Origin of the sequence: Corynebacterium halotolerans YIM 70093 = DSM 44683 (assembly GCF_000341345.1) — a bacterium.
GTDB classification, from domain to species: Bacteria; Actinomycetota; Actinomycetes; order Mycobacteriales; family Mycobacteriaceae; genus Corynebacterium; species Corynebacterium halotolerans.
Genome location: NC_020302.1, coordinates 892,556 through 907,906, shown reverse-complemented (window position 1 = coordinate 907,906; position 15,351 = coordinate 892,556). Strand labels below are relative to the sequence as shown.

Here is a 15,351-nt window from a genome sequence, read left to right as displayed (position 1 = left end):
CCCGGAAACGGCGGGGTGCGTGGCACAATAACACCCATGACCGACGCCGCTGACCAGAACTTCGAGATCCGGATGCCCTCCGGCACCGACGACCCGCTCTCGGACGCGGAGATCCAGAAATACCGCCAGGAGATCGACCGCCTCGACCGCGTGATCCTGGAGGCGGTCAAGCGCCGCACCGAGGTCTCCCAGGCCATCGGCCGCACCCGCATGGGCTCGGGCGGCACCCGCCTGGTGCACACCCGTGAGGTCGCCATCATCAACCAGTTCCGCGACGAACTCGGCGAGGAGGGCCCGGCGCTGGCCGCCATTCTGCTGCGGCTGGGGCGCGGTCGGCTGGGCTGAGCCAATGGAGCGCCTGGCACGCACTGGTCAGCTGGTGAGCGAGCTGCACGCGATCGTCGATCAGCTCGAGGAACTTTACCCGGGGCGGAAGTTCACCCCCGACGGCCACCTCGTCGGCTCTCTGGGGGAGGTCACTGCGGCGACGCTTTTCGACGTCGCGCTGGTCAACGCCTCCACCGCCGGCCACGATGCGCTGACCCCGGACGGCCGCACGGTGGAGATCAAGGCCACCTACGGGACCTCTGGCGTCGCCATCCGACGGACCTCTGATGGTGTCGCCGCATCGTTGATTGTCCTGAAGTTGTCGAAGGAGCCCGATCTCGAACACGAGGTCGTCTACAACGGCCCATATGACCGGGTGCACTCCCAGCTGGGTCGGTTCCAGAACAACGGTGCTGCGATCATCAGCCTGAGCAGACTCCGGAAGCTCAACGCCGAGGTTCCCGCGACGGAGCGGATACCCGGGCGGCGTCATGCCTGACTCCCCCTGGCCCACGCGCCTGGCCACCACGACCTTCGTTGCTCATCCTGACCGGCTGGCCCGGGCCCAGAAACTCTACGTCGAGCGGCTGAACGGGATCCCGGCGGAACAAGCCCGGATCCACTTCATCTCCGGTCTCCCCACCCCGGAGGACAACGAGTTCTTTCTGTGGGACCTGCGCTGCACGGCCGTCTATGAGGCACTGCGCTGCGACATCCCCGAACCGGAGTCCCTCGAGCTGTTCACGGTGCACTGCGTCATCAGCGTCAATCCGGACTTCGATGAGGAGGTCCACGAGAAGCTGTTCTTCGCGGACCATGCCGGACCCGATCCGTTCCCCGGCTTCCTCAGTGCGGTGGACGTCGAGCCGTTCGTGCCTGGCCAGGCGTGGACCGGTGCCGCTCCCCGGTGGGATCCCACCCCGGAGGAGCCCGCCGCCACCCCACCGGTGCCAGCGTCGCGGTGGCTGGTCACGCTGCATCTGATGGCCGCGGAGCAAGAGGAGGACGCCCTGTCCGCCGAGTACTCCCGGCTCATCCGCGCGGTGCGGGACGCCGGGGATCCGGCTCTGCTGTCCTCCTCCCCTTCCCCGGTGCGCGTGGACGATGACGCCGTCGCCGGACCCCTGTGGCTCGCGGAGACTCGACGCGTGGTCGCCGGGCCCTCCTCGCCCGCCGTGTTCCCGCTCGCCCGCCGTCTGCACCGGGCCCGACTGGTGCTCGACTACGGTCACGATCCGTCCGTACTGCTACCCGAGCCGCAACTTCCCGGGTCGTGGGCGGTGGAACCGCTGGTATAGCAGCTACAGCGGCAGCGAGATGAACTTCGGTTCCAGGTACTCCTCGATGCCCTCGAAGCCGCCCTCGCGCCCGTTGCCGGATTCCTTGACTCCGCCGAAAGGGGCGGCCGGATCGGACAGCGCGCCCTTGTTCACGGCGATCATGCCGGCCTCGATGCGCTCGGCCACGTCGAACACGCGGGTGAGGTTCTCGGAGAACAGGTAGGCCGCCAACCCGTAGGGCGTGTCGTTGGCCAACGCCACCGCCTCCTCGTCGGTCTCGAAGGTGGTCACCGCCACCACCGGGCCGAAGATCTCGGCCGAGGAGATCTCGGCCTCCACCGGGACATCGCTGAGGACCGTGGCCGGGTAGTAGTAGCCGCCCTCGGTCAGGCCCTCCGGCAGCTCGCCGCCCAGGTGCCGGGTGGCGCCGCGTTCCACGGCGTCATCGACGAGTCCGGAGACCTTCTCCAGCTGATCGGCTCCGGAGAGCGGGCCGAAGTCCACGTCCGGGTCGGTGGCCCGGCCGAGGGTGAACTTCGCCAGCTCGGCGGAGGTGCGCCGGATGAACTCGTCCTTGAGTGAGGAATGAACCAGGAAGCGGTTGGCGGCGATGCAGACCTGCCCGCCGCCGCGCATCTTCGCGGTGACGGTCGCGGTGACCACGGTGTCCAGGTCGGCGTCCTCGAGCACCACGAAGGGGGCGTTGCCGCCCAGCTCGAGGCTGACGTTCATCGAGTGCTCCGCCGCCTTCGCGGCGAGCATCTGGCCGACCTCCGTGGAGCCGGTGAAGGTGAGCTTGCGCAGGCGGGCGTCGTCAAGCAGGGCGGAGACATTCGAGCTGCTGCCCGTCGGCACGACGGCGAGCACCCCGTCGGGCAGGCCCGCCTCCTTGAGTGCCTGCGCGAGGAACAGCATGGTCAGCGGAGTCTTCGAGGCCGGCTTGATGATCATGGTGCAGCCGGCGGCCAGGGCCGGGGCGATCTTGCGCGCTCCCATCGCCAACGGGAAGTTCCACGGCGTGATCGCCAGGCAGGGGCCGACCGGCTGGCGGTGCACCACGATGCGGGAGTGTCCGGCCGGCGAATGCCGGTAGTCGCCGCGCACGCGCACGCCTTCCTCGGCGAACCAGCGGAAGAACTCGGAGCCGTAGGTCACCTCGCTGCGGGAATCCGGCAGTGCGCGCCCCAGCTCGAGGGACTGCAGGTAGGCCAGCTCCTCGCTGTTCTCCCGCAGGATCTCAAAGGCCCGGCGCAGAATCTCGGAGCGTTCCCGCGCCGGGGTGGCGGCCCACCCGTCCTGAGCGGCACAGATGGAATCCAGCGCGCGACGGGCGTCGGCCTCGGAGGCGGAGGCCACCTCGGCGAGCACGTCCCCGTCGGCGGGGTTGATCACCTCGAAGGTCTCCTTGTTCTCGGCGGCGGTGAACTCGCCGTCGATGAACAGGCCCTTCGGGGTGTCATTGATCAGTTTCTTCAGGTCAATGTCAGTGGCGGAGTCGGTGGAGGTCATGCCCCCACCTTTACTCCTTAATCTTCTTTCGTGGAGTCGAGCACGACCTCGAACTCGAGGAGTTCGGCGCCCGAGGCCACAGGCTTGCGCGGCTGCTGCCCCTCGCCTTCGCCGTGGGCGGCGCGGGCGTCGCCGTCACGCCACGCCTCGTAGGATGCCTGGTCGGCCCAGCGGGTGACCACGAAGTAACGGTTCTCCCCCGCCACCGGGCGCAGCAGCTGGAATCCCTCGAAGCCCGGGGAGGAGTCGACGGCGTGTTTGCGGGCCGCGAAGCGCTTCTCCAGCTCCTCGCCGGAGCCCTCAGGCACGGACAATGCGTTGATCTTGACAATGCTCATGGCCCCCATTGTGCCCCCGATGCGTGTCCGTGGCACCGAAAAGCCGGATACCCGGCGACGGGGGAGGTTCTTCACTACATTCGTGGGAAAGGTTGAGTCCGTTAACGCAGCAATAGGAGCCGTCGCCATGGCCGACATGACATCTTCGGAAGAGTGGAAGTATCTCGAGACCCACTTCGAGCAGAAGCAGACCCAGACTCTGCGCGAGCTGTTCGCCTCCGACCCGGAGCGCGTCGAGAAGTACACCTTCGACGCCGCCGGGCTGCATGTGGATCTGTCGAAGAACCTCATCGACGACGAGACCCGTGACGCTCTGGTCGTGCTGGCCAAGAAGGCGGAGCTGGGCGAGCGGATCGAGGAGATGTTCACCGGCGAGCGCATCAACAACACCGAGGACCGTGCGGTGCTGCACACCGCGCTGCGGCTGCCGGTCGAGGAGGATCTGAGCGTCGACGGTCAGGACGTCGCGGCGGACGTCCACGAGGTGCTCGGCCGGATGCGCGACTTCGCCTCCGCGCTGCGTTCGGGCAACTGGCTCGGCCACACCGGCCACACCATCAAGAAGGTGGTCAACATCGGCATCGGCGGCTCGGATCTGGGCCCGGCCATGGCCACCCGGGCACTGCGCTCGTACGCCACCGCCGGTATCACCGCGGAGTTCGTCTCCAACGTCGATCCGGCGGACCTGGTCTCGGTCCTGGATGAGCTCGATCCGGGTTCCACCCTGTTCATCGTGGCCTCCAAGACCTTCACCACCCAGGAGACCCTGGCCAACGCCCACGCCGCGAAGCGTTGGCTGCTCGACGCCTTCGACGGGGACGAGTCGGCCGTCGCCAAGCACTTCGTCGCGGTGAGCACCAACGCGGAGAAGGTCGCCGAGTTCGGCATCGACACCGCCAACATGTTCCCGTTCTGGGACTGGGTGGGCGGGCGCTACTCCGTCGACTCCGCCATCGGCCTGTCGCTCATGGCGGTCATCGGCCCCCTGGACTTCATGCGCTTCCTCGAGGGTTTCCGGGCGATGGACGAGCACTTCCGCTCCACGCAGTTCGACCAGAACGTGCCCGTGCTCATGGCGCTGCTGGGCGTCTGGTACGCCAACTTCCACGGCGCGGACACCCACGCGGTACTCCCCTACTCCCAGGACCTGGCACGTTTCCCCGCCTACCTGCAGCAGCTGACCATGGAGTCCAACGGCAAGTCCGTGCGTCGCGACGGCGGGGCCGTGGAGTACGGCACCGGTGAGATCTACTGGGGCGAGCCGGGCACCAACGGTCAGCACGCCTTCTTCCAGCTCATGCACCAGGGCACCCGCATCGTGCCGGCCGACTTCATCGGCTTCGCCCGTCCGAAGGAGGACCTGCCCACCGCCACCGGTGAGGGTTCCATGCACGACCTGCTCATGGGCAATTTCTTCGCCCAGACCAAGGTACTGGCCTTCGGAAAGACGGCCGGGGAGATCGAGGCGGAGGGGGTCGATGCCGCGCTCGTTCCGCACAAGGTCATGCCCGGTAACCGCCCCTCGACGACCATCCTCGCCGAGGAGCTCACCCCGGCCGTGCTCGGCGCGTTGATCGCGCTCTACGAGCACATCACCTTCGTCCAGGGCGTCATCTGGGACATCAACTCCTTCGACCAGTGGGGCGTGGAGCTGGGCAAGCAACAGGCCAAGTCACTGGCCGCGGCCGTCTCCGGCGAGGAGGGGCCCGACTCCGGCGACGCCTCCACCGACGCGCTGATCAGCTGGTACCGCTCGCAGCGCTAGAACGCTTATCGACGCCGCGTTCGACGGCGTCGGCCCCCGCGAGCAGGAAGTCCTCCTGCTCGCGGGGGTTTATTCATGTGAATCACCCCCGCGGGGGTGGTCGTGTCCATGGCATGTCCTAACTTGGCAATCGAACACATGATCTGGTGTTCGAACTGCTTCACAGCCATGACGAACCGACCACCTTCCAGGGAGGTGATCTTTCCCATTACCGGTACGAATGCCCCTGAAGCCTACTTCTCCGTCTGCTCCACCTCGGACCCACTGGCGGCGACGCGTCGTTTAGCACGCGTGGCCGAATACAAGTCCTGGCGGGCGTGCATGCCCACGGATTTTCACGCCGACGAACGCGACTGGACCACAGTCGCCGCCGGCCTGGCCCGTTCGATCGGCAGCTCCCCGCGCTTCATCGCCTCGAATCTGGAGGCCCTGGACACCCTCGACAAACTGCCCGCCCTGCGGGAGCTGGTCGAGGAGCTGCACCACCTGGACATGTTCCACCTGAGAAAGATCGACGAGGCGCTGATCGGACTGTCGACCGACCTCTACGACGACCCCTTCTTCTGGGAAACCCTCGACGACATCCTCACCGAGCACCTCTCCCCCACCCGTCCCAACCCGCTGCTGCCCACCCCGGCGTCGATCACCCGCAAGATCCGGGGAGTGATCCGGATGCTGGAGAAGATCGAGGAAACGGAGGACACTGCGGGCATGGAGGACGCAGAGAACCCGGATGAGCCTGAAGGCGTCGACGACGCCGAGGAATCCCGGGCGTCGAACTCCTACCGCTCCCACACCGACGCCGACGGTTCGGTGACCACTGAGTTCCGCCTGGATGCGCTGACCTACGCGAGCGTCGAGAAGGCCGTGCGCACCTACGCCACCGAGCACGGCTGCAGCTTCGCCCGGGCCCTCACGGCTCTCCTGCTGGAGAAGATCCAGGTCCAGGTGGTCCTCGACGTCTACCTCGCCCACGACGTCGACGACGCCCCCGGTTTCCTCCAGCCCGTCGGTTGGCTGGACCGGGAATGCACCGAACGCGCGGTGGAGATGGCCGCCAAGGTCCGGGACATGGCCGAGGCGGCCGAGGCGGAGGTGGCGGGCTACCGGCCCAACCCGGCCATCCGGGCCTACCTGGAGGGCCGCGACGGCACCTGCCGCTGGCCCGGCTGCAACCGGCCGGCGGTCTACTCTCAGAAAGACCACCGGATCAACCACCGCGACGGCGGCCCCACGGCGGCCGCCAACATGGTGTGCCTGTGCCAGCACCACCACAACCGGAAGTCGGACGGCCAGGTCCACTACGCGCTCGACGCCCACACCGGCGACGTGATCTGGCTCTTCGCCGACGGTCGGTGGGTGGTCGACGAGGCGGAGGGGCCGCTGGCACCGAAGCAGCGTCGCTGGGTGCAGACGTTGAGCCAGCGCCGCGCCCGCCGCCACGAACGCGCCCGCGCGAAGGCCGAGGCCCGGCGTCGGGAGCAGAGCCGGAAGGGGCCCCGCCCCGGACCGGCCGGACAGCACCCGCCCCGGATGATCAGGGAGGAGCAGGATGACGCGCCACCCTTCTGAGCCGGGGGCATCACCCCGGCCGGGTCCACTTGAGGGTGTGGCGGAAGCCCTGCCGGCGGCGCACCCGCAGCCCGGGCATCACCTCGGCGCCCACGGTCCGCAGTTCATCCAGCGCGAGCGTGGGTTCAACGGTCCGGAAGGCGGGTTCGGCGATCGCCCCGCGGTTGACCCGCGGGTGTTTGAGGACGCCGATCACCGGATTCGTCGCGGCGTTGAGCACGTCCCAGGCGAGGTCGACCGCGCCGTCGACACGCGCCAGCCCGACGCAGAGGAAGCGCCCTCCGGGGTTGAGCAACCCGACGACCTGCTCCAGGGCCTCGCGGGCCCGCAGGTGGTGGAGCACCGCGACCATGGTGACGACGTCGAAGCGGCCGCGCACCTCCGCCAACCCGCCGACCCGGAAGGCGGCGTTGGCGGGCACACCCCGGGCCCGCGCGGCATCGATGATCGCCGGGTCGGTGTCGATGCCCGTGACCTGCCCGACGTGCGGGGCCAGCCGGCGCACCAGCCGGCCTTCCCCGTAACCGACGTCGAGCGCGGCTCCCCGCACCGGCGGCAGCGACCGCAGGAGTCAGGGATGGAAGTGGTCGTTGTGGCTCCAGGGGTGTCGGGCGTTGAGGGCCGCGAGTACTTCCCGGATCACCTACAGCTTGACCATCGGTTCATAGCCGTACGGGATCTGGTCGGAGGGCACGATCTGTTTGCCGAAGGGGAAGCAGGTCACGGGGATCATCTTGATGTTCGCGATCGCCAGCGGGATGCCGATGATGGTGATGGCCTGCGCCGCCGCCGTGGTGATGTGGCCGATGGCCAGCCACAGCCCGGCGATCACGAACCAGATGGCGTTCGTGACGGTGGACAGTCCCCCTGCCCCCTCCACCGGTTGGATGACGGAGCGGCCGAAGGGCCAGATGGCGAAGGAGGCCATGCGGAAGGAGGCCACGCCGGCGGGGATGGTGATGATCAGGATGCAGGCGATGATGCCGAAGAGGAAGTAGCCGAGAGCGAGGAAGAAACCACCGAAGACGAACCAGATGAGGTTGAGGATGAGCTTCATGGGTCCACGCTAGCGAAAACAGGACCGGAGTACCCGTGCGGCGGTGACCATCCGACATCCGGTCCTGACGGCCCTGACCACGCGGTTGACGACCTCGCGGCTTGCTGCTGACGGGCACGCTCCGCGGGGTCCACGTCGAGGACCAGTTAACGAAGACGCCGACGCGGCGGGACGGCGAGCGCTAACTTTGGTGTCATGGATGATCACCTGCGCCTGAGCGACTCCGACCGCATCCATGCCCTGCAGGCGCTGTCCACCCACTACACGGACGGGCGCCTCGACGACGGCGAGTTCGACGAGCGCACCCGGGCCGCCACGACGGCCCGCACGGTCGGGGAGCTGCGGCCGCTCTTCTCCGACCTGCCCGGGGGCCTGCCCTTCCGGGCGGACCCGGAGGGCTTCCAGGCGCTGCTCCCCGTCACCCCGCAGGAGCCGGGCCGCGCCGTGTCCGCGCACGACGCCGAGCTGCGGGAGATGCAGCAGATCAGGAACCGGGGCAGGAAAGTCGAGAACATGGACGGGGCGATCTTCGGCGTCACCCTGCTGGTGTTCCTCATCCTCCAGTTCGCCGTCGGCGTGAACTGGGCGTGGATGGTGTGGCCGTCGCTGGTGGTCACCATGTCGCTGCCCCGCCTGATCTACCGGTTCTCCGATTCCGACCAGAAGACCTACGCCGAGCTCAAGGAGATCGAGGAGAAGAACCGCAAGGCCCGCGTCGAGCACGCCGCAAAGCGCATGCGCGAGCTCGAGGACGGAAGCTGACACAGGAAACTGGCACCGGACTCGGGGACGTTCTGCCAGGCACCGATCAGGCGTCTGCGGCAGTATGATGGCCGCATCTGCACCTGATCCGGGAAGGCTCCACCGTGCTCAACTCCATCGTCGACTGGATTGTCTCACTCATGGAGGTTCTCGGCGGCCCCGGGGTCGGCATCGCCATCCTGCTGGAGAATCTCTTCCCGCCGATCCCCTCCGAGGTGGTCCTGCCGCTGGCGGGCTTCACCGTCTCGGTCGGTGAGCTCAATGTCTTCTCCGCGTTCCTGTGGGCCACGGCCGGCTCCGTGATCGGCGCCTTCCTGCTCTACTGGCTGGGGGCGGCGATCGGTGCCGACCGGCTGCGGCGCATCGCCGACCGGATGTGGCTGGTGGAGTCCGAGGACGTCGACAAGGCCCTGCACTGGTTCGACCGCTACGGACCGTGGTCCGTCTTCTTCGGCCGGCTCGTGCCGGGCGTGCGCTCGCTGATCTCCATCCCCGCGGGCGTCGACCGCATGAACCCGCTCAAGTTCGGACTGCTGACACTGGCCGGCTCGGGGCTGTGGAACGGTGTACTCATCGGCCTGGGCATGTGGCTCGGCGAGAGCTACGACGTCGTGTCCGGGTACATCGACCAGTACTCGACCGTGGTGTACATCCTCCTCGCCGTGGCGCTCGTCGCCGTGTTCGTCTTCCTGCTGGTGCGCGCCCGCCGCCGCAAACAAGGCAAGCAGGGCAAACAGGGCAAACAGGGCGACGAGCAGACCCGGGACACCGACGACGACCGCGAATCCTCCGACAGCGGTTCCCGTCGTCACCGCGGCTGATCATGCCCCCGGTTGGCACACCGGGCACCACCAGATGACCCGCTCGAGTTCGTCCGGGTCGCCCCCGCGGTCGACGCCACCGAGAAAATCCTGCCGGATGAGGCTCCCGCAGCGCCGGCAGGGCCGGTGGTTGCGGCCGAAGACGTAGGTGCTCTCCCCCGCCCGGCGCACCCCGGTGGTCACCCGCAGGGGCGCGAGCCGGTTGTCCCACATCACCCGGCGCGTGACATCGAGGATCTCGTCGATGTCGACGTCGCCGACGGGCGTCGCCGGATGCACCCCGCACAGGAAGCAGATCTCGGCGCGGTACTCGTTGCCCACCCCGGCGAGGTTCTTCTGGTCGAGCAGCGCGGTGCCGACGGGTCGCGACGGCCGCGCGAGCAGACGCCGCCGCGCCTCCGCCCGGCCACCGGCCTCCCACTCCTCGCCGAGGACGTCGGGGCCGAGATGGCCCACCCGGTCGTGGTAGTCGTCGACGCCGAAGACCTCCACCAGGCCGAGGTCGTGGCCGACCACCTCGATGGGGCGCGGGTGAGGTGCCCCCTCGAGGTCGAGCACCACCCGCGCGGTGTGCCCGGCCCTGCGCCAGCGGTCGCCCTTGAGCTGGATGGACCAGGTGCCCTCCATCTTCAGGTGGGTGTGGAGGACGCGGCGGCCGAACTGCATGAACAGGTGCTTGCCATAGGGCCAGATCCGATCGACGTGTGTGCCGGTGAAGTCTATGGTGGCCACGGACGGCACGCGCAGGGAGGTTCCCACCACCTCGCGACCGACCATGAACTGCAGACGCCGGGACAGTTGGAGGACGGAATCACCTTCGGGCATGGACCATAAGGTACCCGCTCGTGGACCCGCCACGGTCTTTCCCCGGTGCCCGTTCCGGCGCCCGTCGGGTCCCCCTTACTACGGAAGCCGCGGTCTTCCTCCCGACGCGGGGCAGGCATCGTGCACCGGGGGAAAGACCGTGACGGCCTCTGCAACCCCCGCTCCAGATACTAGATTTTCTCCGTCAAATTTCTTTCCGAGGTCTCCCACTCCAGTGGGCAGTTACCCTCACTTCGGGGGTGCCGCAGATCACCTTCCCCGATCCGCCCAGTTCAGCTCACCGGCGGCGGCGCGGGGCGAACCGCGGCGGGCTGTCCCGCGGCGGGTCATCGAAACTCAGGTCCTCGATCGCCTCCGTCACGCTGCGTCCGCGCGTGGGCGAGCGTGGGGCGGCCGTGCGACCGCCGATGCGCACCCCCTTCGGCGTGACACCGGCCCCGGCCTCCCGCAGCAGCGGCAGCAGCGGGGACTCGAAGACGGGCGCACCGTTGAGCTTCTCCACGGTCAGCGGGGTCATCAGCCCGCGCTCCACGGCGTCGGACAGCGCGTGGACGACCAGCCCCACCAGTTCCCCGTCCCCGGCCTCGAGTCCGGCGGGCAGGGAGTCCAGGAACAGCGTGCAGGTGCGTCCGCCCCGGGTGACGTGCGCGAGCAGCAGGCCGTCGACCAGGACGACGAGCGCGCCGGCACCCCGGGTGGGCCCCTTGTCCGGCCACGGCAGCGCCGCGCCGTAGGGGTTGGCCGGGTCCGCGGCGGCGAGCACGTGCCCGGCCGGTTCGGCCGCCCCCGAGGGCCAGCCCTGCACATCCGGGGTGTCATTGAGTCCGCGCAGCCGGTCGATGACCGCGGGCGTCGAGAACTGCGCCGCGCCGAGCCCCTCGACGAGGTAGCCGCGCATCGCCTTGCCGGACTCCTCGAATCCGGAGAGCACCTTGTAGGCCAGCGCGAACCCGCCGAGTACGTCCTCGGCCACGACCGAACCGCGGGTGACCACGCCGTAGCGGTCCAGCCACGCCTCACCGTGGGCCAGCGAGCGGGTCGTCGCATCCGTGGCCGCCGGGACGCTCAGCGCCCAGCGTCCGCCCATGTCGGGCGGGGTGGTGCCTCTCGACGCCCGCGTCTCCTGCGCGAAGCTCGTGCGCCCCATGCGCAGCCGCGAGCGCGCCGGGCGGCGCTTGGTGCGGTGGGCGGTGGCGCCTCCCGCCAGCCGGGCCCGGACGGGCGCGAAACCGTCGGGGCTGACCAACCCGGCCTCCACCAGCCCCCACAGCGCCTCGCGCAGCTGCTCAGGCGTGACCTGGCCGTCGATCAGCCCGAGGTCCTCGCCGGTGACCTCGGCGAGCAGGTCGGAGAAGAGGAAACCACCCCCGCGGCGCAGAATTCCCAGCACGGACTCCTGCACGCCGGTCATCCCTTCCGGTTCGACCGGCGGGGCCAGCTGGGCGGCGTAGTCGGCCGGCAGCAGCATCAGCCACGGATCCCGGGTCCCGGCCGTGCCCGCGCCGACGATGAGCACCTCACCCGAGGAGGTCAGCTCATCGAGCATCAGTGGGGTGTAGTCGCCGACCCGGGCGGGCAGAATCAGTGACTCCCAGGCGCTCGCCGGCAGGCGCACCCCGGCCAGCTGCTCCAGGACGGTGAACACGCCGTCGGCGCCCCGCAGCACCGGCCGCTGGCCGACGGGCGCGACCTGCTGCCAGTCGACCAGGAAGCGCGCGAAGGCGGACTGGGTGACCGGCCGGGTCTGCGCGCGGGCGGCGGCCAGCGAACGGGAGCGGATGATCCTGAGCACCTCGGCGGCGCAGTACTCCTGCTCCTCCACGCCCTGCCGGTAACGGCCCTCGACGACCTGCCCGGCGTCGAGAAGCGATCGCAGCGCCGTGTGCGCGGCACCGACCCCGAGCCCGAAGGCGTGCGCCAGCTCCCGGACGGTGAAGGGGCCACGGGTGCGCGTCCAGCGGCCGGTGAGCTGGTCGAGGGCGTCGACGACCGTGTCCACCTGGGCGGGCACGCCGGGCGGGACCGGCACGCCGAGGCCGTCGCGCAGCAGGGGCGCATCGGACACCTGGGCCAGGTGCTCCCGCCCGCCGATGCGCACCTCCATCACGCGGCCGGCGAGGTTCGCGCGCGCGACGGCCCGCGGATCGTCGAACTCGCAGTGCAGGGGAAGCTCCTCGACGGGCACCGGGCCGAGGATGCGCAACACATCCGCCAGCTCCTCGGAGGTCCGGGCCCGGCGGCCCTCGGCGGTGCGCTGCAGCTGGGTGTGGACCTCCGCGATGATCTCCGGGTCCAGCAGCTCGCGCAATTCAACGGTGCCCAGCAGCTTCGCCAGCAGCGACGGATCCAGGGCCAGTGCCGCGGCGCGTTTCTCCGCCAGCGGAGAATCACCCTCGTACATGAAGGCGCCGGTGTAGTTGAACAACAGCGTCGAGGCGAACGGGGAGGGCTGTTCCGTGGTGACCTCCGCGATACGGATGCGGCGGTGCCCCAGATCGCGGCACACCCCCGTCAGGGCCGGAAGATCGTAGACGTCCTGGAGGCACTCGCGGACGGTCTCCAGGATGATCGGGAAACTCGGGTACCTGCGCGCCACGTCCAGCAGCTGGGCGGCCCGCTGGCGCTGCTGCCACAGGGGCGCGCGCTTGCCCGGGTTGCGCCGCGGCAGCAGCAGGGCACGGGCGGCGCACTCCCGGAAGCGGGAGGCGAACAGCGCGGAATTGCCCACCTGCTCGGTGACCAGGTCGGCGATGTCGTCGGCGTCGAAGAGGAACAGGGAGGCGTCGGGTTCCTGCTCCCCCTCCGGCAGGCGCAGGACGATGCCGTCGTCACCTGCGACCGCCTGCGCGTCCATGCCCGTGGTTTCCGCCACCCGCGCGCCGACGGCCAGCGCCCAGGCCGCGTTGACGCCCCGGCCGAAGGGCGTGTGCAGCACCACGCGCCAGTCGCCGAGCTCGTCCCGGAAGCGCTCGAGCACCAGGGTCCGCTCGTCCGGCACGATGCCGGTCGCCTCCGCCTGCTCGGCAAGATAGGCCACCAGGTTGTGTCGCGCATTGCCGTCCAGACCCAGCCCTCCGGCACGGTCCGGATCACCGTGGACCTCCCGGCGGAAGGCCCCCAGTGCCTGACCCAGCTCGAAGGGTCGGCCCGCCTGATCGCCGGTCCAGAACGGCAGGCGGCCGGTGTGCCCCGGCGCCGGCGTCACCAGCACCTGATCGCGGGTGATGTCCTCGATCCGCCAGCTCGTGGCACCCAGGGTGAACACATCGCCCACGCGGGACTCGTAGACCATCTCCTCGTCCAGCTCGCCCACCCGGCGCGGGGTGCCCTCCCCGCCGAGGAGGAACACCCCGAACATGCCGCGGTCCGGGATGGTGCCCCCGGAGGTGACCGCCACGCGCTGCGCGCCGGGCCGGGCGGACATGACCCCGGTGACGCGGTCGAAGACCACCCGGGGACGCAGCTCGGCGAAATCCGTGGACGGGTAGACCCCGGAGGCCAGGTCGATGACGGAGTCGTAGACGTCGCGGGCCAGATCTCGGTAGGGCCAGGCGCGGCGGACGGCCGCGTACCACTCGTCGACGTCGAGGTCCTCCACCGCGACCGCCGCGATGGTCTGCTGGACGAGCACGTCCAGTGGATTGGACGGCACCTTGAGCTCCTCGATCAGTCCCGCCCGCATCCGTTCGACGGTGACGGCGGACTGGACGAGGTCGGTGCGGTGCTTCGGGTACATCGACCCGGCCGACACCGCACCGACGGAATGCCCGGCGCGACCCACCCGCTGCAGGCCGGAGGCCACCGAGGGCGGCGACTCGACCTGGATGACCAGGTCGACCGCCCCCATGTCGATGCCCAGCTCCAGCGAGGAGGTGGCCACCACGGCCTTGAGCGCGCCCTCCTTGAGCAGCTGCTCGGTCATGGCGCGCTCGTCCCTGGACACCGAGCCGTGGTGGGCGCGGGCGATGACCGCGGGCGCCTTGCCGGCGACATCCACCTGCTTCATCAGCTGTGCGGGGTCGCGACGCAGCGTGGGCGAGAGTGAGTCGGGGTCGTGTTCGAGGGCGTAGAGCTCGTTGAGTCGGCTGGTCAGACGCTCGGCGGTGCGGCGGGAGTTGACGAAGACCAGCGTGGAACGCGCCCCCATCACCTCGGCGTAGACCTCGGACTCGATGAACGGCCAGATGGACTTCTGCGCCGGCAGAGCCGACTCCTGCGGGGGTGCGTCGTCGAGCGGGGTCGTGAGGCCGAGGGGGTCGTCGATGACGGCCTCGCCGATGGTGGATCCCTCCTCGGGCACGGGCAGATCCGACATGTCCTCGACCGGGACGTGGACGTTGAGTTCCCACTTCTTCTCCGAGGCCGGGGCGATGATCTCCACCGGCCGGTCGCCGCCGAGGAAGTTGGCCACGGTGTCGAGCGGGCGGACCGTCGCGGACAGGCCGATGCGCTGGACCTGTCGGTTCGCCAGGCGCTCCAGTCTCTCGAGGGTCAGGGCCAGGTGCACGCCGCGTTTGGTGCCGGCCAGCGCGTGGATCTCGTCGATGATGACGGTGTCGACGCCCTTCAGGATGGCGCCGGCCTTCGAGGTCAGCATGAGGTAGGCGGACTCGGGCGTGGTGATGAGGATGTCCGGGGGCCGGCGGACCTGCCGGTTGCGCTCGGCCTGCGGGGTGTCACCGGAGCGCACCGCCACGGAGACGTCCGGCTGGTCGAGTCCCAGCCGGTCGGCCACGCGCGCGATGCCGGTCAGCGGGGCGCGCAGGTTGTTCTCGACGTCGACGCCGAGTGCCTTGAGCGGGGAGATGTAGAGCACCTTCACCCCGCCGTGGCCACCGGCTCCGGTGTCCCCGCCCACCGGTAGGGCGGTCTGCCCCTCCCGTTCCACCAGGGAGTTCAGGGCCCACAGGAACGCGGCGAGGGTCTTGCCCGAGCCGGTGGGCGCGACGACGAGAGCGTTGCCGCCGCCGGAGATCGCCTGCCACGCGCGGTCCTGCACGGCGGTGGGGGCGGCGAACACCTCCTCGAACCAGGTGGCCACCTGCGGACGGAAGCGCTCGAGGATGTTTTTGGCCATGCCCAACTCTAACCGGGG

At 69.6% G+C, this 15,351-nt stretch carries 13 protein-coding genes; 7 read left to right on the top strand and 6 right to left on the bottom strand.

Going from position 1 to position 15,351, the window contains the following annotated elements:
• The first annotated feature begins 36 nt into the window (after nt 1-36).
• Genes A605_RS04295 through A605_RS14755 form a run of 3 tightly spaced genes read left to right on the top strand, consistent with a single transcriptional unit; the run spans nt 37 to nt 1,625 of the window.
• On the top strand, nt 37-345 hold the full coding sequence (locus tag A605_RS04295) for a chorismate mutase (RefSeq protein WP_015400278.1): 309 nt from the start codon (nt 37-39) through the stop codon (nt 343-345).
• Nucleotides 346-349: 4 nt separating this feature from the next.
• Complete coding sequence (locus tag A605_RS04290) at nt 350-826, top strand: DUF6998 domain-containing protein (RefSeq protein ID WP_015400277.1); 477 nt, start codon at nt 350-352, stop codon at nt 824-826.
• Complete coding sequence (locus A605_RS14755; RefSeq protein WP_015400276.1) at nt 819-1,625, top strand: hypothetical protein; 807 nt, start codon at nt 819-821, stop codon at nt 1,623-1,625. The genes A605_RS04290 and A605_RS14755 overlap by 8 nt, the downstream gene beginning before the upstream one ends.
• Nucleotides 1,626-1,628: 3 nt before the next feature.
• Here A605_RS14755 and A605_RS04280 read toward each other — a convergent pair whose 3' ends face one another.
• Both A605_RS04280 and A605_RS04275 read right to left on the bottom strand, forming a co-directional pair.
• On the bottom strand, nt 1,629-3,116 hold the full coding sequence (locus A605_RS04280; protein ID WP_015400275.1) for an NAD-dependent succinate-semialdehyde dehydrogenase: 1,488 nt from the start codon (nt 3,114-3,116) through the stop codon (nt 1,629-1,631).
• A 17-nt stretch (nt 3,117-3,133) separates the two neighbouring features.
• The gene (locus A605_RS04275) at nt 3,134-3,454 is read right to left on the bottom strand and encodes an antibiotic biosynthesis monooxygenase family protein (protein WP_015400274.1); all 321 of its coding nucleotides are present in this window, start codon (nt 3,452-3,454) and stop codon (nt 3,134-3,136) included.
• 127 nt (nt 3,455-3,581) lie between these two features.
• Between A605_RS04275 and pgi the strand changes: the two genes are divergently transcribed.
• Together pgi and A605_RS04265 are read left to right on the top strand one after the other, a co-directional pair.
• Nucleotides 3,582-5,219 (top strand): glucose-6-phosphate isomerase, encoded by a 1,638-nt coding sequence (pgi, locus tag A605_RS04270; protein ID WP_015400273.1) that lies wholly within the window; start codon nt 3,582-3,584, stop codon nt 5,217-5,219.
• Between the two features lie 321 nt (nt 5,220-5,540).
• Nucleotides 5,541-6,791, top strand: a complete 1,251-nt coding sequence (locus A605_RS04265; protein WP_015400272.1) for an HNH endonuclease signature motif containing protein — start codon at nt 5,541-5,543, stop codon at nt 6,789-6,791.
• 10 nt (nt 6,792-6,801) lie between these two features.
• Here A605_RS04265 and A605_RS04260 read toward each other — a convergent pair whose 3' ends face one another.
• Nucleotides 6,802-7,341 (bottom strand): class I SAM-dependent methyltransferase, encoded by a 540-nt coding sequence (locus A605_RS04260; RefSeq protein ID WP_211208985.1) that lies wholly within the window; start codon nt 7,339-7,341, stop codon nt 6,802-6,804.
• A 93-nt stretch (nt 7,342-7,434) separates the two neighbouring features.
• Complete coding sequence (locus tag A605_RS04255; RefSeq protein WP_015400270.1) at nt 7,435-7,848, bottom strand: YccF domain-containing protein; 414 nt, start codon at nt 7,846-7,848, stop codon at nt 7,435-7,437.
• 195 nt (nt 7,849-8,043) lie between these two features.
• Here A605_RS04255 and A605_RS04250 point away from each other — a divergent pair, with 195 nt between their 5' ends.
• A complete protein-coding gene (locus A605_RS04250) occupies nt 8,044-8,610 on the top strand; it encodes a DUF1707 SHOCT-like domain-containing protein (protein WP_015400269.1) in 567 nt (188 codons plus the stop codon).
• 104 nt (nt 8,611-8,714) lie between these two features.
• Nucleotides 8,715-9,431: a DedA family protein gene (locus A605_RS04245; RefSeq protein ID WP_015400268.1), complete on the top strand. Its 717-nt coding sequence runs from the start codon at nt 8,715-8,717 to the stop codon at nt 9,429-9,431.
• Here the strand turns inward: A605_RS04245 and A605_RS04240 are convergent, their stop codons facing one another.
• Nucleotides 9,432-10,256 (bottom strand): DNA-formamidopyrimidine glycosylase family protein, encoded by an 825-nt coding sequence (locus tag A605_RS04240; RefSeq protein ID WP_015400267.1) that lies wholly within the window; start codon nt 10,254-10,256, stop codon nt 9,432-9,434.
• Between the two features lie 277 nt (nt 10,257-10,533).
• Complete coding sequence (locus tag A605_RS04235; RefSeq protein ID WP_015400266.1) at nt 10,534-15,333, bottom strand: ATP-dependent helicase; 4,800 nt, start codon at nt 15,331-15,333, stop codon at nt 10,534-10,536.
• Nucleotides 15,334-15,351: the final 18 nt, after the last annotated feature.

Bases quoted from the DNA above. Each gene is read 5' to 3' on its own strand.
- pgi (WP_015400273.1), top strand. From the start codon at position 3,582: ATGGCCGACATGACATCTTCGGAAGAGTGGAAGTATCTCGAGACCCAC.
- A605_RS04295 (WP_015400278.1), top strand. From the start codon at position 37: ATGACCGACGCCGCTGACCAGAACTTCGAGATCCGGATGCCCTCCGGC.
- A605_RS04290 (WP_015400277.1), top strand. From the start codon at position 350: ATGGAGCGCCTGGCACGCACTGGTCAGCTGGTGAGCGAGCTGCACGCG.
- A605_RS04265 (WP_015400272.1), top strand. From the start codon at position 5,541: ATGCCCACGGATTTTCACGCCGACGAACGCGACTGGACCACAGTCGCC.
- A605_RS04275 (WP_015400274.1), bottom strand. From the start codon at position 3,454: ATGAGCATTGTCAAGATCAACGCATTGTCCGTGCCTGAGGGCTCCGGC.
- A605_RS04235 (WP_015400266.1), bottom strand. From the start codon at position 15,333: ATGGCCAAAAACATCCTCGAGCGCTTCCGTCCGCAGGTGGCCACCTGG.
- A605_RS04255 (WP_015400270.1), bottom strand. From the start codon at position 7,848: ATGAAGCTCATCCTCAACCTCATCTGGTTCGTCTTCGGTGGTTTCTTC.
- A605_RS04280 (WP_015400275.1), bottom strand. From the start codon at position 3,116: ATGACCTCCACCGACTCCGCCACTGACATTGACCTGAAGAAACTGATC.
- A605_RS14755 (WP_015400276.1), top strand. From the start codon at position 819: ATGCCTGACTCCCCCTGGCCCACGCGCCTGGCCACCACGACCTTCGTT.
- A605_RS04250 (WP_015400269.1), top strand. From the start codon at position 8,044: ATGGATGATCACCTGCGCCTGAGCGACTCCGACCGCATCCATGCCCTG.
- A605_RS04240 (WP_015400267.1), bottom strand. From the start codon at position 10,256: ATGCCCGAAGGTGATTCCGTCCTCCAACTGTCCCGGCGTCTGCAGTTC.